16 protein-coding genes and 1 tRNA gene are annotated in these 21,827 nt (G+C 35.1%); 3 read left to right on the top strand and 14 right to left on the bottom strand.

Annotated features, from left to right (window positions below; all coding sequences use genetic code 11):
• Positions 1 to 34 precede the first annotated feature (34 nt).
• The 4 genes from C794_RS06015 to C794_RS06000 all read right to left on the bottom strand — a co-directional run bounded on the left by C794_RS06015 (position 35) and on the right by C794_RS06000 (position 4,149).
• Positions 35 to 892 (bottom strand): amidase domain-containing protein, encoded by an 858-nt coding sequence (locus tag C794_RS06015; protein ID WP_017796225.1) that lies wholly within the window; start codon positions 890 to 892, stop codon positions 35 to 37.
• A 189-nt stretch (positions 893 to 1,081) separates the two neighbouring features.
• The gene (gene queG / locus C794_RS06010) at positions 1,082 to 2,218 is read right to left on the bottom strand and encodes a tRNA epoxyqueuosine(34) reductase QueG (protein WP_017796224.1); all 1,137 of its coding nucleotides are present in this window, start codon (positions 2,216 to 2,218) and stop codon (positions 1,082 to 1,084) included.
• Positions 2,219 to 2,233: 15 nt separating this feature from the next.
• On the bottom strand, positions 2,234 to 3,937 hold the full coding sequence (locus C794_RS06005) for an ABC-ATPase domain-containing protein (protein WP_017796223.1): 1,704 nt from the start codon (positions 3,935 to 3,937) through the stop codon (positions 2,234 to 2,236).
• A gap of 138 nt (positions 3,938 to 4,075) precedes the next feature.
• Positions 4,076 to 4,149: transfer RNA gene (locus C794_RS06000), tRNA-Gly, on the bottom strand.
• A 284-nt stretch (positions 4,150 to 4,433) separates the two neighbouring features.
• On the opposite strand from C794_RS06000, the gene dat reads away from it, so the two are divergent.
• From dat to C794_RS05985, 3 genes are all read left to right on the top strand, one after another.
• Positions 4,434 to 5,300, top strand: coding sequence for a D-amino-acid transaminase (gene dat / locus C794_RS05995; RefSeq protein ID WP_017796222.1), 867 nt, complete (start codon positions 4,434 to 4,436; stop codon positions 5,298 to 5,300).
• Positions 5,301 to 5,525: 225 nt separating this feature from the next.
• On the top strand, positions 5,526 to 6,044 hold the full coding sequence (locus tag C794_RS05990; RefSeq protein ID WP_017796221.1) for a DNA topology modulation protein: 519 nt from the start codon (positions 5,526 to 5,528) through the stop codon (positions 6,042 to 6,044).
• A gap of 64 nt (positions 6,045 to 6,108) precedes the next feature.
• Complete coding sequence (locus C794_RS05985) at positions 6,109 to 8,112, top strand: S9 family peptidase (protein ID WP_017796220.1); 2,004 nt, start codon at positions 6,109 to 6,111, stop codon at positions 8,110 to 8,112.
• A gap of 233 nt (positions 8,113 to 8,345) precedes the next feature.
• Here the strand turns inward: C794_RS05985 and C794_RS05980 are convergent, their stop codons facing one another.
• From C794_RS05980 to C794_RS05935, 10 genes are all read right to left on the bottom strand, one after another.
• A complete protein-coding gene (locus C794_RS05980; protein WP_017796219.1) occupies positions 8,346 to 11,573 on the bottom strand; it encodes a carbamoyl phosphate synthase large subunit in 3,228 nt (1,075 codons plus the stop codon).
• Entirely contained in the window at positions 11,560 to 12,648 is a 1,089-nt protein-coding gene (locus C794_RS05975) for a carbamoyl phosphate synthase small subunit (protein WP_017796218.1), read from the bottom strand. The genes C794_RS05980 and C794_RS05975 overlap by 14 nt, the downstream gene beginning before the upstream one ends.
• Positions 12,641 to 13,840 (bottom strand): acetylornithine transaminase, encoded by a 1,200-nt coding sequence (locus tag C794_RS05970; protein WP_017796217.1) that lies wholly within the window; start codon positions 13,838 to 13,840, stop codon positions 12,641 to 12,643. Before C794_RS05970 ends, C794_RS05975 begins: the two co-directional genes overlap by 8 nt.
• Entirely contained in the window at positions 13,833 to 14,630 is a 798-nt protein-coding gene (gene argB, locus C794_RS05965) for an acetylglutamate kinase (RefSeq protein WP_017796216.1), read from the bottom strand. Before argB ends, C794_RS05970 begins: the two co-directional genes overlap by 8 nt.
• A gap of 9 nt (positions 14,631 to 14,639) precedes the next feature.
• Positions 14,640 to 15,863 (bottom strand): bifunctional ornithine acetyltransferase/N-acetylglutamate synthase, encoded by a 1,224-nt coding sequence (gene argJ / locus C794_RS05960; protein ID WP_017796215.1) that lies wholly within the window; start codon positions 15,861 to 15,863, stop codon positions 14,640 to 14,642.
• Between the two features lie 12 nt (positions 15,864 to 15,875).
• Positions 15,876 to 16,916, bottom strand: coding sequence for an N-acetyl-gamma-glutamyl-phosphate reductase (gene argC, locus C794_RS05955; RefSeq protein WP_017796214.1), 1,041 nt, complete (start codon positions 16,914 to 16,916; stop codon positions 15,876 to 15,878).
• Positions 16,917 to 17,093: 177 nt separating this feature from the next.
• Positions 17,094 to 18,056, bottom strand: coding sequence for an alpha/beta hydrolase (locus tag C794_RS05950; protein WP_017796213.1), 963 nt, complete (start codon positions 18,054 to 18,056; stop codon positions 17,094 to 17,096).
• Positions 18,057 to 18,462: 406 nt separating this feature from the next.
• Positions 18,463 to 19,569 (bottom strand): ABC transporter permease, encoded by a 1,107-nt coding sequence (locus tag C794_RS05945; RefSeq protein ID WP_017796212.1) that lies wholly within the window; start codon positions 19,567 to 19,569, stop codon positions 18,463 to 18,465.
• On the bottom strand, positions 19,569 to 20,822 hold the full coding sequence (locus tag C794_RS05940) for an ABC transporter permease (protein ID WP_017796211.1): 1,254 nt from the start codon (positions 20,820 to 20,822) through the stop codon (positions 19,569 to 19,571). The genes C794_RS05945 and C794_RS05940 overlap by 1 nt, the downstream gene beginning before the upstream one ends.
• 10 nt (positions 20,823 to 20,832) lie before the next feature.
• Positions 20,833 to 21,765 carry an ABC transporter ATP-binding protein gene (locus tag C794_RS05935; RefSeq protein WP_017796210.1) on the bottom strand — a complete coding sequence of 311 codons (933 nt, stop codon included), beginning with the start codon at positions 21,763 to 21,765 and terminating at the stop codon, positions 20,833 to 20,835.
• Positions 21,766 to 21,827: the final 62 nt, after the last annotated feature.

The raw sequence follows: 21,827 nt of genomic DNA, 5'->3' as shown, positions 1-21,827 counted from the left end.
CTCCTTCTTCTATAGTAACCTTATATATTATACACTAATTTTCACCAATCCGAAAAAATTTGTACTGAATATCTGGTGTATATGCCGTCGAGTCTTCATACGACCAATACCGATGACGACTATTATCCGTATGTGCATTTACTAATGGCATCCCATATTCATCTTTTGTCACAACAATAGTTGTATGATTCCAACGATTATCACCTTCAAAATCATAACAAATGACATCACCAGGAAATAATTCTTCAGGACTCTCGACTTCTTTCCCTTTTAATCCTTTTTGAGAACCACTTAAGTACCAACGCATTGAATGTGCAACCGACCAACTGAAACTCCAAGAATTCCCGCTGTACCACCATCCTCGCTCTCGTACAGGTTCCCCCCAAGTAGGTGCCCCACCAGCATATAAACATTGTGAAATATAGTTTGTACAATCTACTTCAAATGTTCTGTAAGCCGGATTATAACTATTCCACCATCGTTCTGCATATTTCACAGCCTCAAGACGATTATATTCAAATCGACTGGTGTCAATTCTTTGTGACTTATTACTTGAATTCCATAGTGAATAATCATCTGGGATTTTTTCAACAGCAGTATCACGTTTGTGGTGGTTGACTATTGTTTTATCTAGGAGACTATACGAAAAAGGTAATACTTGTTCTTCCAACATAAATCGTTCATTTTGTTTTATTAAAAATTGTAAATGCATCACATATTCATAGTTTGAGCGATCATCATAATGAAGTTTTCGTGTCACCTTTCCATCACCGGTTATTTTTACAATAGTTGCATTTCTTTTTTCTAGCAAATCCAGTTTCTTTTGCCACCACTCATCATCGGAATGCCTTTCTGAGAACAACGTACTCCAATATTCTTTTATACTTTCCATAAAAAAACACCCCTCCCATAACAATGTATGTGAAGAGGATCTATTTTACGAGAAAATATTTAACCGGTTTGTAAGTGGCAGTAAACTACTACTTCATACCTGTAAGACTTATCGAATTCCTATTTCGTAAATGCCCGTTTTTGTACTTTACTTAAGCGAAGAACGAATCCTCGCTAATAAAGTTTCACTTTATGTTTGCTTTTGAAAAGATAGACCTTTCTCCATCTCAAAAAGAACTTGACTGTCAGTTTCTTTTTTCATAGCTGTTTCAATCGCGTCATATGCTTGTTGAGAACCAATTTTCCCTAATGACCATGCTGCAGTTCCTCGTATAACTGGCCTTGGGTCATTATTCATCACTTTAATCAGATCATCAATTGCACTTTTATCTTTGTAGTGGCCAATTGCAATCAGCGCATTTCGTTGTAAAGGTTTTTTACCGCGCCAAGATCCAGACATATAACCAAATTTCTCTTTAAACTCTTTATTGGACAAATGTAGCATTGGTTTTAACTTTGGTTTTGCAGACTCTGGTTCAGGTTCTAATTCCTGATGAAAATGAGAATCTATGCCTCTATTATACGGACATACTTGTTGACAAGTGTCACAACCATATAGACGATTACCAATTTTTGAACGGAACTCATCTGGTAAGAAATCTTTGGTCTGTGTTAAAAATGCAATGCATCTTTGTGCATTTAATTGTCCTCCCTCAACTAATGCTCCTGTTGGACAGGCATCCATACAGATAGTACAATCTCCACAGCTTTCTTCCACTGGACTATCAGGTATAAATGGAATATTCGTAATCATTTCCCCTAAGTAAACAAATGAACCAAACTCAGGAGTAATAATCGACGTATTTTTCCCACTAAATCCTATACCAGCACGTTCTGCAACTGCTCGATCAGATAGCTCTCCTGTATCAACCATAATTTTGTTCACCGCATCAGGGTATTTTGCTTGGATATATTCTGACAATTTATTTAAACGTTCACGTAAGGCTACATGATAATCAATCCCCCATGAAGCCCTTGCGAAAATACCACGTCTCTCTTCTTTGGTACTTCTGGGGGCATCATGCATTTTTTGTGGATACGCTACTGCTATAGAGATAATTGATTTTGCTTCTGGTAATAACCTTTTAGGCTCGGTCCTTTCTTCTATAGAGCCTTTTTCAAAACCAGATTGGTAATGTAGTTCCTGTTGTCTGCGTAACCGTTCTTTTAATTCTGTAAAAACATCGGCGGTCGTAAAACCGATCTTATCAATCCCAATTTCCTTCGCATAAGATTGAATATCTTCTTTTAATTGAGCTACTTGCAAGACGCCCCCTCCTTTCTAAATATGATTTAGTACAAACTTGCCAGTACGCATACGATTTAATACAGCCGCAATTTCATACCGGCGAGGTTTTGCCAAATCACCTGGATGTTTTCCTCTATTTAATGTAAGTTGATCTAAACCTTTATTCATTTCATTCTCAATAATATCCAAAACATCTGTAAACGAGCGGCTTTCCATAACATTCGTTCGATACAAATATTGTATAATTTCTGCTATCATTCTTGTTTGTGAGGAATCAATAAGTTGTTCCGTATTTGAAAATAGAATAGGTGATTTCCCTAACATAATTTGATATTGACCTTTTGCTTGGATCTTAAATCTCTTATCACTTTGTTTAGGAAATGAAGACTGTAATAACTTACGTTTTGTATGTTTTCCATATTCAGTTGAGGGAACTTTCTCATTTTCAATCGGATTTTCACTTATGATTTTTTTGGCCTCACGAGTTACTTGTCTTGGAATATACTCTTCCATCAAAATGACATTGTCCGCAACAGAAAAGTAATCACCTGATCCACCCGTCACTAAAATCACGGATACTCCTAATTCATCGACTAGTTGACGAATACGGTGAATAAATGGAGTTATTGGTTCTTTATTTTTAGCAACTAACTTTTGCATACGGATATCCCTAATCATAAAATTCGTTGCACTTGTATCTTCATCAATTAATAACGTCTTTGCTCCCACTTCCAATGCTTCCATTACATTTGCCGCTTGTGAAGTACTTCCACTCGCATCATCTGTGGAGAAATTACTCGTATCTTTACCATGTGGCAAGTTTGAAATGAACGGTGATATATCTACTGCAGAAATTCTTCTTCCATCTTCTGCTCTTATCTTCACCGCAGTGGGATCGGTTAATACAAATTCTCGTCCGTCTCCAGCGGTATGCCGATATACCCCTCGCTCAATCGCTTGTAACAATGTACTTTTACCGTGATAACCGCCGCCTGTTATTAATGTAACTCCCTGGCGGGTTGCCATTCCTTTTATTGTTTTCCCATGGGGTAAGTCGATTTCTACTTCATTTTCTTTTGGACTCTGAAAAGGTACGGCTTGTTGTTGTGGTAGATTACTCACTCCACTCCTACGTGGCAGTATGGAGCCGTTAGCAACAAAAGATACCCATTTATTTTCTTTCATTACGTTCAAAATATGAGACTGCTGATCAGCTAAAATAATTGCTTTTTCTATTTGTTCATTTTTCACTTTAAATACGGATTCATTTAAAAGATTCGGTAATACCTCGCTAAAGAGTTTGATTGCTTGTCTTCCGTTAATAGACCTGCCCTGCGCAGGTAAACCAACCGATAAACAAATAGTTATAAAATGTTCTTGTAGCGAAACTGCTGACCGTTTTAATATTTCTTGTCCAGGTCCATCGAAAACAATCAATCCACTTTTTCCCGAACCTTTTATTGAAATCTTATTTTCACTAATTGCTTGGTCGATCACTCTTGCAAACGTATCTTCTACTGCAGTTTTTCTTTCTTCTGTTTCTAACCATGATGGTTCAATCGATCGCTTATTATGATCAACTATTAACCTAATTTTTGATGGACTTGCAAATGGGTCTCCTTGGACATAGTCAATATAGAGTTTGAACGATGGATGTGTATACATTCCCTGTATTTGTTTATAACTTTTATATCCTCTTCGATCTATCTGAGTTAATTTCTCTTGTAGTTGTTCCATTAGTTCGCCCCCAACATAGTTATTTTACACAAGAATACTATGCAAATTATTATTATTTCAAGGATTCTACTTTATAACATTAAAAAACGCAACGCTTCGTAGACCCTATGTACGAAACACTGCGTTATGACATATGTATGGAGCGGGTGAAGGGAATCGAACCCTCGTCATCAGCTTGGAAGGCTGAGGTTTTACCATTAAACTACACCCGCATTAAGTAAATATAATGTAACTTTTTTGCTGACAAGTTACATTATAGCAATGTTAATTTAACAAATCAACCATAATTTCATCATTTTTTTACAAAATTTATATATAATTTACGTTATATAAATAAACTTCAATAATATTTTTGTCTAAAATGCCGAAGCTTGCTCTGTTTAAATCAATTTTTAAATTGATTCATTTATAAAGATAATTATAAGATAATTAGTTATTTACATATGATATAGCAAGTTATAAACTAGAATTATGCTTGAAGAGAGGAGCTTATTTAATGTCTGTATATCCAATTATTTTAACTCAATCTGAATTTAGAGATAAGGATAGCTTAAACTACCCATTTGAGGAACGTGGTTTGCAGTTCGGAGATGGTATTTATGAAGTTATCCGTGTATATGAGGGAAAATACTATCTATTCGAAGAACACGTTGACCGATTATATCGTTCAGCTGAGGCAATTAAAATTGAAATACCACAAAGTAAAAAAGAAATGAAAGAATTATTGCTTCAATTAATTACAAAAAATGAAATGACTACAGATGGAAAAGTATATATGCAAATCACTAGAGGGTCTGCTCCTCGCGATCATATCTTCCCTCAATCTGTAGAACCAAATATGTATGCCTATATACAGGATATGCCAAGAAATAAAGAAGCTTTACAACATGGAGTGTCTACGATTACTCAACCTGATATTCGTTGGGAAAATTGCTATATTAAAAGTTTAAACTTACTCCCTAATGTTTTAGCAAAACAAACAGCTAAAGAACAAGGTTGTTATGAAGCTATTCTCCACAGAGATGGGAAAGTAACTGAATGCAGCTCATCCAATGTGTATTTAGTTAAAAACGGGAAAGTATATACTCACCCAACGACAAACAATATACTCTACGGTTGTGTACGCATGGCAGTGGAAAGATTCTTAAAGGATGCAGATATTGAACTTATTGAAGATGCATTTCAACTAGAGGACATCTCTAATGCAGATGAAATATTCTTATCAAGTAGTACTTCTGAGGTTACTCCGATTGTACGTGTGGATGATAAAGCTATTGGTGATGGTAAGCCAGGTACAATCACTAAACAATTACAACATGCATATGAATCAGATGCAGCTATACAAGATAAATTATCTGTGTAACCTTATATAAACATCCAAAAACGAGGTTAGGAAATTTAAAGTTTAACTAAAAGGATCAATTTCTCGAGGTTGATAATTAACTCGTCGTCAATCCTTGGAGATTATCGTTTATCTTTATTTCTAGTTCATTTAAAACTTTTCTTTTAGATAACACTTTTACCTCACCTCGTTTTTTCACCTGTAGAATTTTCTTAATCTTCTTATCATTAAGAAAGGAAAGTATAAATGACAAAAATTATGATAATAGGTTGTCCTGGCTCTGGGAAGTCAACGTTGGCAACGCAACTTGGTAGTCATAAAAACCTTCCCGTATATCATTTAGATTCCTTTTTTTGGGGACCAGGGTGGAAACCGATTGAACGAAATAAATTTATAGAAAAACAAAAAGATATTATGAAAAAGCCTGCCTGGATAATTGACGGAAATTACGGCGTAACAATGAATACACGTTTGAAATATGCTGACACGATTATTTTTCTCCATTATAGTACCACTCGGTGCTTATACAGAATTATAAAGAGAAGGATTCAGTATCATGGACAAACTCGACCAGATATGGGAAAAGATTGTAAAGAAAAAATAGATTGGGAGTTTGTACATTATGTTTTAAAGTTTAATAAAGTTCAATCTCCAACTATTCTAGAGAAATTAGATTCTGTTAAAGAAAAACAAATTTATATTTTTAAAAACCCGAAACAACTTAGACATTTTTTTCATCAAATTAAAGATATTTCAATTGATTAGACCCTCTAATTAGTTTAAAATAATAACAAGTTTTTGATTTTTTGTAAAATTTAGGAGGATATACATGAATTTAACAAAACGTGCAATCAACGAGACTGACTTAAAACGGTTAGAAATTGTGAGTGGGCCTACATACACTGCTTCGAACAACCGCTTTACATATGTTTCAACAAAGGTAAATGAAGATAGTGAATACGAAGCACATGTGTACAGTAAAGATATTTCGACTAACCAGACGAAACAATGGACATACGGAAAGCATTCCAATACCAATTTTCGAAGTAACCCGAATAATACTCAGGCAGTGTTTCAATCCACAAGGTCAGGCACAACACAACTATGGCTAGTTGATTTAGATGGCGGTGAACCGAAACAGATTACATTTTTTCAAAAAGGAGCATTTTCACCAAAATGGTCTCCAGATGGTACATCTATCTTCTTTTCTGCGCCATTAAACATCGATGATGACATCCATACCCAAAAGGAACATACCTGTGAAGAAAAGCAACAAATTAAAAAAGACAAACAAAATAAACCGCTTGTTGTTAATCGTCTAAAATACAAATCAGATGCAAAAGGGTTCCATGACGACTCTAATATACAAATTATTGAATACCACCTACCTACGAAAAAATTCAAACAATGGACCACAAAACCAACTGACCATTCCTTACATGATATATCTGCAGATGGTAAGAAACTAGTTTTTTCTAGTAATTGGAATGAAGAAGCAGATTCAGAATTAATTTCCGATTTATTTTTATTAAACCTACATACACATGAATTTACATTATTAACAGATGGAAATAGCAATTATTATAATTCCCGTTTTTCAAGCGATAGTTCACAAATTATAACACTTGGTCATGATTTTGATTATGCCGGAGCAACGTTAACGAAACTCTATTTATTTGAACTATCTTCAAAAAAAAGGAAGGAAATTACTAATCAGTGGGATATTCAATTAGGTGATGCGATGGTTACAGATTCTAGATTAGGAGAGTCAGAAAATGGCCCGATCTGGTCAAAAGATGGTAAATCAATTTATTTCCTAGGATCCGACCAAGGTTCTACCTCTCTTTATCAGACAGATCTTGACGGCAATCTTGAAAAAATTTACGGAGAAGATAATCATGTATTTGGTTTCACCTATCATCCTGATGAAGAATCATTTATTTTAGGAATTAGCTCCCCAATTGACCCAGGAAATTTTTATGAATTAAACAGTAATCGTGAACTTTCATTACTAACAAATGTTAATAAATCATTATTAGAAGAAATTCATGTAGAAAAACCAGAGGAAATTTCCTTTACATCATCGGATGGACTTGCAATCCAAGGTTGGTTATTGCGACCATATAGCTTTGAAGATGGGAAAAAATATCCGTTTATATTAGAAGTTCATGGTGGACCTCATGCTATGTATGGAAATTCATTTTTCCATGAATTACAATTATTAGCTGCAAAAGGTTATGTTGTTGTTTATACAAATCCTCGGGGTAGTCACGGCTATGGTCAACAGTTCGTTAATGGCGTCAGAGAAAATTATGGACAAGGGGATTTCCAAGACTTAATGGAAGCAGTAGATTATTGTCTGGATAAATATTCCTTTATTGACAAAGATCGACTTGGAGTCACTGGCGGGAGCTATGGTGGGTTTATGACAAACTGGATTGTTGGGCATACAAATCGATTTAAAGCAGCTGTTACTCAGCGTTCCATTTCAAACTGGCTTAGTTTTTACGGAGTTAGTGACATTGGATATTTCTTTACAAAATGGGAACATGGATTAAATCTCTTAGATGATCCGGAAAAACTTTGGGATATATCCCCTCTTAAGTATGCAGCGAATGTCAAAACACCGTTACTTATTCTTCATGGTGAGCTAGATTTTCGTTGTCCAATTGAGCAAGGTGAACAATTATACATTACGTTGAAACACTTGAAGAAAGAAGTAGAGTTTATTCGTTTTCCAGGAGCGAATCATGAGTTAAGCAGAAGTGGAGATCCATCTATGCGTATAAAAAGATTAGAACAAATTGGTAGATGGTTTGATCAATACTTGTAAAAAGTTGATATCCAATCGGGTTAGGACATAGCAAAAGTAGTACCCAAAATTCGAACAACGAAATACTTTAAAAATATAGTAGACTTTATTTGGAGGAAGGCAGGCGAGCTTTCGGATAGTAAGTATTCCGGGAGCTCACCTGCCTTCCAGGGTACAAACTCTATTCTTCATTGACATACTTTTTGTCTGTCCCTGTTAGTTAAGCCGTGCTTACCCTAGAAGACACTTCTTAATTATTTTGAAGTCATTACTTCTTTTAAAGAAGCTGTATATGATTGTAATGACCGCACTTCTTGTTCAGTTGACTTCATACTTCCTAAAACTGTCTGAGCAGTCTCAAAACTAGTAAAGTAAGGAATTTGATATCTATTACAAATCTCTCGTAATAAATACCCTAATCGAGTCTTATCTCTTCCTTGATTTGGAATATTAATAACAACATCTGGTTGATATCTATTAAAATAAGCTTCTATTATTCCAATATCTTTTGATATAGCTTTTATTGAAAAACCTTTTCCCTGTAAATATTTAGATGTCCCTTCTGTTGCTGAAAGGCGGGAGAAAACCTGACTATACTTATTAATAAATGCGATGCTATCTTCTTTCCAAAGATCACTAACGGATAGAAATACATCTAGCTTACCTTTGTCATTAAAGTTAACTGGTATGATTGCTTTCTTGATAGCATCTTCAAAAGATGTACTCATTCCGATCAATTCACCAGTTGACTTCATTTCTGGCCCAAGAATTTGATCGACACCTTTCAACTTACTCGAAGAAAATACTGGTGCTTTGACAGTATAATAATTAGGGACTGGTAATAATCCTACTTCTGAGACAAAATCCGTTAATGGATACCCTAGTTGGGAATGAACCGCCCATTCTATCATTGGAACCCCTGTTACTTTACTAATAACAGGAACTGTTCTAGAAGCTCTTGGATTTACTTCCAGCACATAAATTGTTTGATGATATATAACAAATTGGATATTCATTATTCCTACTAAAGGTAACTCTATTGCAATTTGTTTTGCAATTTCTATCATTCTTCCTTGTTGTTCAGATGTGAGTAATCTCGGCGGAAACACACCAATGCTATCTCCTGAATGTACTCCTGCTTTCTCTATATGTTCCACGATTCCTGGAATAACAATATTTTCACCGTCACTAATAACATCTACATCATATTCCATACCTGGTAAATAGGCATCTATTAATAATGGCCAACAACGATCATGTGTATCTTCTTGAATTTTAGATACATAGGATAGTAAGTCTTTCTCTTTGTAACAAATGTACATGGATTGTCCGCCAATTACATAAGAAGGACGAATCAATACAGGGAAACCTAAATCTTTTACTGTCGCTATAACTTCATTTTGGTTGTGTACTACTTTTCCTTTAATATGTGGAATCCCTAATTGATTTAGAAATTGATAAAATTGTTCTCTATCTTCCATCTGATCAATTTCTGTAGGTTTTGTTCCTAATAATGGAATTCCTTCCTCCTCTAATTCTTTTGCCAAATTAATAGCGGTTTGTCCTCCAAACTGTAACATAACACCATCAACATTTTCCTTTTCGATAACCTGAAGTACGTCTTCCAATGCCAATGGTTCAAAATACAACTTATCTGCAATGGAATAATCAGTACTAACTGTCTCCGGATTATTATTTATCATAATCGTTTCATACCCAGCTTTTTGAAGCGCCTGTACTGCGTGCACGGAACAATAATCAAACTCGACTCCTTGGCCAATACGAATAGGACCAGAACCAACTACTAATATTTTTTTGGTATCAAGATTGACCTGTACTTCATCCTCCCCATGCCAAGTGGAATAATAATATGGAGTTATCGCATCAAATTCTCCCGCACAAGTGTCAACCAATTTATATACAGGATGTACTCCGGTTTCTTTAGCAAAATCTCTTACCTTTTTACTCGTGGTTTGTAGTAATTTTGCAATTTGAACATCACTTATATTGTATCTTTTCGCTTTTTTGAACAACTGAACAGGAAGTGAAGCTAACGTGTAATTCGACAACTCTTTTTCTGTGTGAAGAATATGTTGTATTTTTACTAAAAACCAATGATCAATAAATGTCTGTTGATGCAACGTTTCAGCGGATATCCCTCTTTTCAGAGCTTCTGCTAACGCAAAAAGACGGAGATCGTTGGGGATTTCAATTAAATTGAACAATTCCCGCTCGTCTCGTTCATCCATCTTCGGCCAATCTAAACTGGATACGTTTAATTCTAACGATCGAACTGCTTTGTTCAGAGCACCTTCAAATGTTCGATCCATTGCCATTACTTCACCAGTCGCTTTCATTTGTGTTCCTAGTGTACGATCAGCTTCAGAAAATTTATCAAAAGGAAAACGTGGTAGCTTAACGACAATATAATCCAATGCAGGTTCAAATGATGCATACGTTGAACGAGTTACCGGATTTTTCATTTCATCCAAATTTAATCCAATTGCGCACTTTGCTGCCATAGAAGCAATTGGATACCCCGTAGCTTTAGATGCAAGAGCTGAAGAACGACTAACTCTTGGGTTTACCTCGATAATACAATACTCATTAGAATCCGGATTTAAAGCAAACTGTATATTACATCCTCCAACCACATTTAATGCACGAATAACCTTTACCGAAGCTGAACGTAACATCTGGTATTGATGATCTGTTAAGGTTTGAGAAGGAGCGACAACAATGGAATCACCTGTATGTATACCAACAGCATCCATATTTTCCATATTACAAACGATAATACATGTATCATTTGCATCTCGCATTACTTCGTATTCTACTTCTTTCCAACCTTTAATACTTTTTTCAACCAACACTTGATGAATTGGACTTAACCCTAAACCTCTATTTAATAACTCTTCAAATTCAGCTTCATTATGGGCAAAGCCTCCTCCTTCTCCACCTAACGTATAAGCAGGACGAAGAATGACGGGAAATCCTATCTGGTCAATAAATCGAATTCCTTCTTCAATATTCGTAACAATTTTTGATTCCGAAATTGGTTCATTTATTTCAATCATCAATTCTCGAAACTTTTCTCGATCTTCCCCTTTTTGAATGGAATCAACACTGGTACCTAATAATTCCACTTCATATTTTTCTAAAATACCTGCTTCAAATAGTTCAATAGATAAATTAAGCCCGGTTTGCCCTCCTAAAGTGCCTATTAACCCATCTGGTTTTTCTTTTTCAATAATTTTTACTAACGTGTCTTTATTTAAAGGTTCTAAATATACGTTATCTGCAATTTGTTCATCTGTCATGATGGTAGCTGGGTTATTATTAACAAGAACAACTTCGATACCTTCTTCTTTTAAAGCAAGACATGCTTGTGTTCCTGCATAGTCGAACTCCGCCGCCTGCCCGATGATGATTGGACCCGATCCGATTACGAGTACCTTGTTTATGTCTTTACGCTTTGGCATGCGTCAATGCTCCTTTCTTTTCTCTCACTTCATCTAAGAAATCTTCAAAAATATAATTGGTATCACTTGGTCCCGGATGTGCCTCCGGGTGAAATTGAACACTTGTAACTGGATAGTGACAATGTTTCAGACCTTCTACGGAACAATCATTTACATTCTTAAATAATACATCGAACTGTGTATAATCGATGGTATTTTCTTCTACTACATATCCGTGATTTTGAGCTGTTACCCAGACCTTTCCAGTAAATAAATCTTTCACTGGATGATTACCGCCTCGATGGCCAAAATGCATTTTTTTGGTCATTGCCCCATAAGCCAATGCTATTAATTGGTGTCCTAGACAAATCCCAAGTGTTGGATAGTCTTTTGTTAATTGTTTGATGACTGGAAAATATGCTTGTAAATCCATTGGATCTCCTGGCCCATTACTAAGAACAATACCTTCAGGGTTTAATTCTTTTATTTGATTAAGTGAAGTTTGATAAGGAACAACCGTCACTTTGCATCCCTGTTGAAGTAGCGCATTTCGAATTGATTTTTTATATCCGAAATCCAGAATTGCAATATGAATTTCACCAGTACCATAGTTTTCTAATTGTTTTACAGAAACACTATTAACTAATGATAGTAAACTACGCGTTTGCCATGTTACATTTTTCGTTTGACTTTCGTCTTTCACTATTTTTGCTCGCAAAGAACCGTGTTCACGAATAATCATTACAAGTTGACGTGTGTCAATTTCAAACAAACCCGGAATACCAGCTTGCTCTAATTGATCTGAAAACGACTTTGTTAATTGATAGTGACTAGGTTCATCACATATATCACTAGCAATAACAGCAGAAACAGCGATTTCTTTACTCTCATCATCTATATCATTAATCCCATAATTCCCAATAATTGGATAACAGAACGTAAGAATTTGACCTTTATAGGAAGGATCTGTCAACATTTCTTGATATCCCGTCATACCAGTGTTAAAGACAAGTTCACCTTCGATTGCTTTTTTATCTCCAATTAAAATTCCTTCAAATACATCTCCGGTTTCTAATACTAAAAAACCTTTATCCATTTGTAACTTCCTCCAGTTCTAATGCTACTTCTTTCAACGCTTGTATACACATTTGTAGTTCCTCTTTGGTTGTCGTTAATGGAGGTAATATACGTACTACTTTTTCACCAGCTGGTAGCACAAGGATTTGTTTGTCGCGAAGTTTTTCAATCCAGGTACTAGCCTGATTCGTAACTTCTATTCCAATTAAATAACCTTTACCACGAATATCTTTAATCAATGGAGAGATTTCTTTTATTAGTTTTAATTGAGTAAACAATTCATCTTGAACTTCGTTACAATTTTTTAAAAAACCGTCCTTTATAATTTCTTTTAAAGTTGCAGTACCAGCTGTAGCAGCTATTGGATTTCCTCCAAATGTACTTCCATGTGTACCAGGTGAAAATGATGCCGCTACATGTTGTTTCGCTAGCATTGCACCAATTGGAAACCCAGATCCCAAACCTTTCGCTACCGTAATAACATCTGGTTCTATACCGTATGGTTCATATGCAAATAAACTCCCCGTACGCCCTATCCCCGTCTGTATTTCATCAATGATTAGCAAAATATCAGCATCCTTACAAATAGCAGATAATTGTTTTAACCAATCTTTATCTGCAATATGAATTCCACCTTCACCTTGGATAACTTCTAATAACACTGCAGATGTTTTTCCATTATCTATCTCAGACAATGACCCTTTATTATTAAATGGCAGATAACGAAACCCCTTTGTTAACGGAGTAAATCCTTGATGTATCTTTTCTTGTGCGGTAGCTGCCATTGTTGATCCGGTACGTCCATGAAAGGACTGTTCGAAAGTAACAATTTCAATACGATCATGATACCCTTTATCTTTAGCATACTTCTTTGCTATTTTTATCGCAGCTTCATTCGCTTCCGCTCCACTGTTACAAAAGAATACTTGGTCTAAGCAGCTATATTCAGTCAACATCGAAGCTAATTTTTCTTGACTAGGAATATGATATAAATTAGAGCAATGCCATAATTCTTCTAATTGAACTGATATCGCTTGTTGAACATTATCGGGTACATGCCCTAAATTACATGTTGCTATCCCAGATGTATAATCTAAGTATTTTTTTCCACTTTCATCCCATAGAAAGCTATCTTTCCCTTTAGTTGCAGTTATTGGAAAACGATTATACGTTTGCATTACTGCTGATGAAATCTCTGTTTTACTAGACATGTTCTACCTCTCTTTCTGTTAAAACTGTTCCAACTGCTTTTCCTTCTAAATAATTCTTTATATCATCTGGATTTAATCCATTTAAAATAACTGATTCAGCGACACCACTTTTAAGACTTGCTAAGGCAGAACGAACTTTTGGGATCATACCGCCATAAATGACTCCTGAATCTATTTTGCTTTCTACTTGTTGTTTTGTTAGATGATGATGAATCATTTCTTCTCCATTAACCGATTCTATGACTCCAGGAATATTACTAACTAGTATTAACTTGGATTGAAAAGCTTCAGCAACCTTTCCGGCAGCCATATCACCGTTCACATTATAACGCCTGCCATCCTCACCAATCGCAATTGGAGAAATAACTGGAATGCCTCCACTATTCATAATGATCGATAACCATTCTGTATTAACTTCAATAATTTCACCAACCAAACCAAGTTTTCCATTATGTATCTGTCTAGCTTGTAATAGTTTTCCATCTACTCCGCTTAAACCAAGTGCATTTCCACCAATGGACTGGATACTAGCAACAATACGTTTATTTATTGTTCCACTCATCACCATTTCAGCAATATTGAGAACTTCCTCTGTAGTTACCCGTAACCCATCAACAAACTCGGTTTCTATATTCATCTTACTTAGGGCTTCATTAATTTCAGGTCCGCCTCCGTGAACAATAATTGGATTACAAGTTTCTGTTTCTTTTAGCCGTACTAACATTTGATAAAACTTAGGAGAAAGTTGATTTAAAACACTGCCTCCCACTTTAAACACAATAGTAATCATTTTTTCACCTCACGTTCGATAAGAAGCATTGATTTTAATGTATTCATACGTTAAATCACAACCCCAAGCTGTTGCTGTATGCATACCATTTTGTAAATCTATTACTATATTTACTCTTTCCTGATTTAAGGCATGTTTGCAATCTTCCTCATCAAAAACAATCGGTTCGCCATTATTCACTACTTCAATTCCTCCAATGACAATCGAAAGTTTGCTAGCATCTACAGGTACACCACTGTAACCAATCGCACCGATAATTCTTCCCCAATTAGCGTCATTTCCATAAATAGCTGTTTTTACTAGATTGGAAGAAATGACCGCTTTGGCAATTTGACTTGCTTGTTGTATTGTAGATGCTCCTTTTGCTACTACTTCAATAAGTTTTGTTGCACCTTCCCCATCTCGAGCAATCATTTTTGCTAATTCGATTGCAACGATGTTCCAAGCGTCCTTAAACACTGACCAGTCCGGATGATTTTCATTTAACTCTTTGTTTTCTGCTCTTCCGTTTGCAAGTATTAACACCATATCGTTCGTACTAGAATCTCCATCTACTGTAATCTGATTATACGATTGATCCGTAATAGAACGTAACGCCTGCTGTAAGCTATTTTGATTAACATTTGCATCCGTTGTAATAAAAGAGAGCATCGTAGCCATATTGGGATGAATCATCCCTGAGCCTTTTGCTGCTCCACCGATGGTAACTTGCTTGCCATCTATTTCTAGTTGCACAGCTACATGCTTCGTTGTTGTATCCGTTGTTAGTATTGATTTTTCAAAGCTTTTTGCATCCACCTGAGTAGGAGATATTTGCTTGATACCATTTCTTATTTTTCCCATCGGTAATCGTTCACCAATAATTCCTGTAGAAGCAACAGCAACATGGTGTTGTTCGATATTTAATTGGTTTGCTGCTAGTTTCTGCATAAGTAGTGCATCTTCATATCCCTGTTTGCCTGTAAACGAATTTGCATTGGCAGAGTTCACAATAATAGATTGAAGTTGCTTTGAATGCTCGATTGTATGTTTTGTTACCAGCAATGGTGCTGCTTGAAATGTATTTTGTGTATACACACCTGCTGCATTTGCAGGAGTATCGGAATAGATCCAGCCAAAATCAAGTTTTTTTCGTCGTAGACCACAATGAACCCCACCAGCATAAAATCCTATTGGACTCGTCACATGACCATCTTTCAATATTGATATTTCTTTCACTGCTGTCGTTTCCATTGATACTCCTCCTTATGGATATATTGGTAAAAATGATAATCCTGTTTTTTCATCCCATCCATTCATCACATTAATATTTTGAATTGCTTGCCCTGCAGCACCTTTTACTAGATTATCAATTGCAGAAGCTATGATTAGTTGATTCGTTCGTTTGTCGACATATGCTCCAATATCACAGTAATTACTTCCGTTAACGTCTTTAGTGGAAGGGAATTCTCCTGTTTTTCGAATCCGGATAAATGAAGATTGTTCATAATAATGCTTATACAAATTTATCACATCGTCGGTGTCAATATATTGTTGTAATGGCGCATACATCGTACACATTAATCCTCTCGTCATAGGAATTAAATGGGTCGTTAAAGTCACTTTTACAGAGGTTGCTTCTGTACTTTGAGATAAGTATTTTTCAATCTCCGGTGTATGTTGATGTGTTCCAATTTTATACGGTGTGACGTTTTCATTTGTAGTAGAAAAATGGGTTTTTGCACTAGGATTTTTACCCGCTCCAGATATACCCGTTTTCCCATCAATCATGATTCCTTTTGAATCAATAATGTTATTTTCAAGTAGCGGAATAAGGCCTAGTAAAACAGCAGTAGGAAAACAACCTGGATTTGATATAATATTCGTTTGTTTAATCTTTTCTTTATAAACTTCCGTTAATCCATAAGCCGCTTCTTCCAGTAAAGATGGACTTGCTGGCTTATTCTGATACCACGTTTGATAGTCATCGGAAGATAAACGTAAATCACCTGATAAATCAATACATTGGACAGAAGTATCGAGAAAACTAGCGGCTATCTCCTTTGCTACACCAGCAGGAGTTGCTAGAAAAACGATATCAATCTCTTGAATAAGTTGTTGAATATGTAACTCTTGCATAGGTTGTATTAGATAAGTTGCAAGATGTGGATATGTTTCATCGAGTAACTCTCCGTGTTGTGATTGAGAGATGATCTTTGCTAATTCTATGTAAGGATGTGAATCTAACAATCTAATAAGTTCAATAGCACTATAACCAGTACCACCAATAATCGCTGCCTTTTTCAAGAGGAACCGCTCCTTTTTTCAAAATGGAATTAATCCATATTATAAATATTATTGTATGTTTATGCAAGTATATTTATAAAAATTAATTAATATTTATGCATTTAAATACAATAAAACTGCTTTATTTATGTATAAAAAATGAATAAACGGTAAGGCTCCTTTCCGGAGTCTTACCGTTTATTCATCTACATATTTATTTAGAAAACTATTAAGCTTTTCAATATACAAATTTTCTTTCGTGACAAAAGCTTCACCATGTCCAGCAGAATCAACTAACAATAATTCTTTTGGACTTGAAGTCTTTTCATATAATGTCTCTGTCATTTCTGTAGGAACAAATTGATCTTCTTTCCCATGAACGTAAAATATAGGAATATCTGTTGTTTGTACTTGATCTAATGCGGAAGCTTCATTAAATGAATAACCAGCAAACATTTGAGTTATCAAACTCGTCGAAGGAATAAATGGAAACGACGGTAAGTTATACATACGATCAATTTGATAATCAAATAAATCTGCCACACTTGTATATGGACAATCAGCTACAATTGCTTTCACATTGCTCGGTAATTCTTCCCCACTTGTCATCAACATCGTTGACGCCCCCATCGATACACCTTGAAGAACAATCTCCACATCATCACCAAAACGCTCAATAACTTTGTCTATCCAATCCATCATATCTAGTCGGTCATGCCAGCCAAATCCAATATAATCACCATCACTTTGTCCGTGACCTCGAAGATCTGGCGTTAACATATGATAACCTAGTTGTTCCACATAATGTTCTCCATAGAGAGCCATATCTTTACCTTTTCCCAAATATCCATGTGCCATAATAACCACTTTATTCGAAGGTTCCTTTGACCTTAAAAAATAGCCTTCTAGATTTAATCCATCATGGGAAGTAATATTCCAATTTTCATAGTTTTGTTCGTCAGACCAATTTCTCCAATCACCATCTAGTAAAACATCCAATGTCTCAGCAGAAACTTCTAAATCCTGATTTCCACTTAAGAAATCCTTCACATTTCTTTCAATCGCTAATTGATAAAAGAAATATGCAGCAGCAAAATTTATAATAATAAGTAAGATTGCTATACTTGATACAATCCAAATCCACTTCTTTTTTCTCTTCACTTATATGCTCCTTTCCAATATCCATAACTAATTCTATTATACTAAAAGAACAAACATGTGAAGGAACCATGTTATGGAAACATTGGAAATACAAAAAGCACAACGAGTCTGGGACAAAAATAGTTACTCAAAAAGATAATTTTAAAATCCGCTACAGAAATATACTACACTTATCCTAAGGTGACTGTTGAGACTCTGAATGCTTAGCATCATGGGACTCAACTACGCCTTCCTCTCACAGGACAAGGAAGACCTCGACAGCATTGCATCGCATGCAGAAAATCGATTTTTGATTTCCAAGGAATCTCCGTATATTTCTTACGCTCATTTTAATTTTCATTCGTCTTTTGACTAAAAATTTTATTAAGTCCAAATCTGTTGCGCTTTTATAATTTACATACCTTACTTAAATATGACGCCTTTCCATTAAGTGAATTCCAATCCCAGTAAATAATACAGTCATAAACAATAGTACACTTACTGGCTGAACCATCTCTGCCAATGGATAGTTATATACAGAAAGCCCTTGTACAATCTCCAATCCATATTTTAATGGATTAAGATCAGCTAAAAATAGTAAAAATTTATTTTCTACAATTTCTAATGGCCAGAAAGCACCACCGATCATCGCTAAAGATACAGCAACAATAGAAATTACTGCATTAAATTGTTCCGAGTTTTTTACAATAGCAGTAATTAAAATAGAAAGTGCTACGATTGCTAAAACATATGGTATCAGTAATAATAACACTTCTAAAAATCGTCCATTAAAATCGATATTAAATCCATAATAGAAGATTGCAAAAGTAAGACAGATTTGTATATAACCTTCAAAAAAACTATAGATTAAGTTACTTATATACATCTCTGTTTTCTTTAGTGGGGATAGAATCATTCGGTCCCACATTCCATTACGTTTTTCTACTAAAATATGAAGTACATTATAGGCAATAGTATAGATTGCAAAAAACAACGAAAACCCTGCTATTCGATGGATATTTCCATCATACAACCAATCCTGTTCACCTTGAAAGCTTGTTTTCTCTATTTCAATCAGTGAATCTTCCTTACTCGCCAAATAGCTTTCCAATACTTCATCTTCATTTAAACCTGCTTGTATAGCTGCTTCCTGAATTTTCATTTCTTGTTCTTTTTCAACATACTCTTGCTGGATAGTTTGACGAATCATCCCTAAATGTGTACTCTCCACACCTACAATTAAATCAAAATCATCTTCATACAGGAGTATACCTACATCTGCATCACCGTCATTTATCCTTGTTTCTAGTTCTTCTTTACTAACCCACTCAAATGTAAAATATTCTTGATTTTGTATTTCTGATTTCATTTCTTCTTGTATATCTTTATCACCATATACAGGCACAACGATAGTTCCAGCCGGACCTGATCCGCCAACGAGTAAAGCGAATATTACAGCCATGGCTGTAAATATAAGGAACGTAAAAGGTTGTCGAATAAACTCTCTTACTCTTGAATAAAGGATCCCTTTCATTACTTAGACCCCCTTTTTGGATAACTTATTACTGCTAATAAAATGGATAAGAAAGTAAAACATATCAGTACTAGGATGTAAGAAGCTATCTCTCTTAATGAAGCTCCTTGCAATAATTGAATGTATGCACTTAAACTCGCCCCGTTCGGAGTTAAATTTCCAATTTGTTGAATAAGAGGTGATAATTCACCGACGGGAAAAAAGCTTCCACCTAAGAAGGCAAAAATCGAGACAATGATTCCCGAGAAAAAACCAATGATTTCTTCTGAATTAATTCGATAACTAATCGCCGTCAATAACACTGTTGTTCCACCAACTGCCAGAGCTAGAAACAACGATATAGTTAAAAATGACATTATACTTGGCCATGTTATTTTAAAAACTAACCAAGAAAATGTAAAAATAAAAAGTAACTGTAGGAATGATACAATTGCCCCAGATATAAGAACACTGAAGAAAAATTTCCATCTTGACATATCTGCAACAATCAATCGATCAAATACATGTATCTCTTTCTCACGATATGCAAAGAAGCCTAGTGTAGAAGCTACATACAAAGCATTCATAACCGCCATTCCAATCGTATAATACGCTTGAGAAGAGATTGGTTTACGTTGTTCTATATGCTTTATTTCTCCTGTCACTTCATTGTTATACAATTCTTCAAATGTAATTGGTAATTCACTTTCTTCCATAAATTGATTCATGACTAAGATTTCATTAAAATTATGAATAATCGATTCAACTACTTCAGCACCTATTTGATGTTCTTGGTTGACAAATAATTCAAGTTGTGGAACTGAATTGTTTTCAAAAGCAATCGCTTGTAATAATTCCAGAGTAAAATCTTCTGGGACTTCAATAATTGCTGTGTAATCAGCATCTTCCATAATTTTTTCTTTTTCAGATTCATCGATTTGTTGCAATTCAATCATGCTACTCAGTTCTTCACTTAAAAAAACGTCTTCACGAAGTGTAGTTGTCATGTGTAACGCATCTTTATCAGGAAATGCATCTGATGAAACATCTAACTCATTCATATTTTCTAAGAACTCATCGACTTGTGATGTTTCATCTTGTTGCTCTAGCCAGGCAATTTTTAAAGTTAATTGAGGATTATCCCCTTGCATGAAGCCTGACAACGCCGTACTAAGAATAACAATTAAAATAATTGGCAGCACCAATAACATCAATAGTTGAATAGGGTTACGCAACAGAAGAAGCAGTTGTTTTTTTATTAATTGAAGTATCATACACTACCTCCTAATCCCTTAGTGCTCTGCCCGTTAAATGTAGAAAAACATCTTCTAATGTCGGAGTTTTAACATGTAGTGAACGAATATCCACATCATGTTCCTCTGTTAAACGGATAAGTTCCGGAAAAAGATTGATCTGTTTTGGAATAATTAATGTAATTTCCTTTCCTTCTATTGTCAGATGATTAATAGAAGGTAACGATTTTAGACTTTCAATAAAAGCCTCGTTCCATCGATAAGCAATTAAAGATATAGTGTTTTCGGCGGACAAGATTTGTTTGATTTCATCTTTGGTTCCAGAAGCAATCAGATCACCTTGATCCATGATATATATACGGTCACAAAGATACTCCACTTCTTCCATATAGTGACTTGTATAAATAACCGTCATACCCTCTTCTTGATTCATTTGCTTCACTGTTTCTAAAATATAACTTCTTGATTGAGGATCAATTCCTACTGTAGGTTCATCCATCACTAAGATCTTCGGCTGATGAAGCAATGCAACACCAATATTTAATCTTCGTTTCATTCCCCCAGAAAAATTCTTTACAATTTCTTTTCTTTTTTCCGTTAATCCGATTTGTACTAGAACTTCTTCGATTCTTTCTTTTAATACTTTGTTTGATAGCCGGTAAATCTTACCAAAGAATTTCAAATTCTCTTCCGCTGTTAAATCGGTGTATAGCGCTATCTCTTGTGGAACCACACCAATATCTTTTCTTAGCGAAGATGTCTGTTTCAATACACTATTATTAACATATCGAACATCTCCACTTGTTGGTTCAATTAGTGTAGATAACATGGAAATCGCAGTGGATTTACCAGCACCATTCGGTCCAAGTAACCCAATAATTTCTCCACGTTCAATAAACATATTTAAAGACTTAACTGCCTGCGTAGTCTTAAATTTTTTAGTCAGATCTACTAATTCGAGCATCGTCATCCCTCCTTACTTTTACTATATTGATAAATTACTTACCAACATACTGTCTACCGTCA

The sequence above is a fragment of the Oceanobacillus kimchii X50 genome (genome assembly GCF_000340475.1).
GTDB classification, from domain to species: Bacteria; Bacillota; Bacilli; order Bacillales; family Amphibacillaceae; genus Oceanobacillus; species Oceanobacillus kimchii.
This window is presented reverse-complemented; position numbering and strand designations above follow the sequence as displayed.

Coding starts and splice junctions, on each gene's coding strand:
- C794_RS06015 (WP_017796225.1), bottom strand. CDS start 892: ATGGAAAGTATAAAAGAATATTGGAGTACGTTGTTCTCAGAAAGGCAT.
- C794_RS06005 (WP_017796223.1), bottom strand. CDS start 3,937: ATGGAACAACTACAAGAGAAATTAACTCAGATAGATCGAAGAGGATAT.
- dat (WP_017796222.1), top strand. CDS start 4,434: ATGTCTGTATATCCAATTATTTTAACTCAATCTGAATTTAGAGATAAG.
- C794_RS05990 (WP_017796221.1), top strand. CDS start 5,526: ATGACAAAAATTATGATAATAGGTTGTCCTGGCTCTGGGAAGTCAACG.
- C794_RS05985 (WP_017796220.1), top strand. CDS start 6,109: ATGAATTTAACAAAACGTGCAATCAACGAGACTGACTTAAAACGGTTA.
- C794_RS05980 (WP_017796219.1), bottom strand. CDS start 11,573: ATGCCAAAGCGTAAAGACATAAACAAGGTACTCGTAATCGGATCGGGT.
- C794_RS05975 (WP_017796218.1), bottom strand. CDS start 12,648: ATGGATAAAGGTTTTTTAGTATTAGAAACCGGAGATGTATTTGAAGGA.
- C794_RS05970 (WP_017796217.1), bottom strand. CDS start 13,840: ATGTCTAGTAAAACAGAGATTTCATCAGCAGTAATGCAAACGTATAAT.
- argB (WP_017796216.1), bottom strand. CDS start 14,630: ATGATTACTATTGTGTTTAAAGTGGGAGGCAGTGTTTTAAATCAACTT.
- argJ (WP_017796215.1), bottom strand. CDS start 15,863: ATGGAAACGACAGCAGTGAAAGAAATATCAATATTGAAAGATGGTCAT.
- C794_RS05945 (WP_017796212.1), bottom strand. CDS start 19,569: ATGAAAGGGATCCTTTATTCAAGAGTAAGAGAGTTTATTCGACAACCT.
- C794_RS05940 (WP_017796211.1), bottom strand. CDS start 20,822: ATGATACTTCAATTAATAAAAAAACAACTGCTTCTTCTGTTGCGTAAC.
- C794_RS05935 (WP_017796210.1), bottom strand. CDS start 21,765: ATGCTCGAATTAGTAGATCTGACTAAAAAATTTAAGACTACGCAGGCA.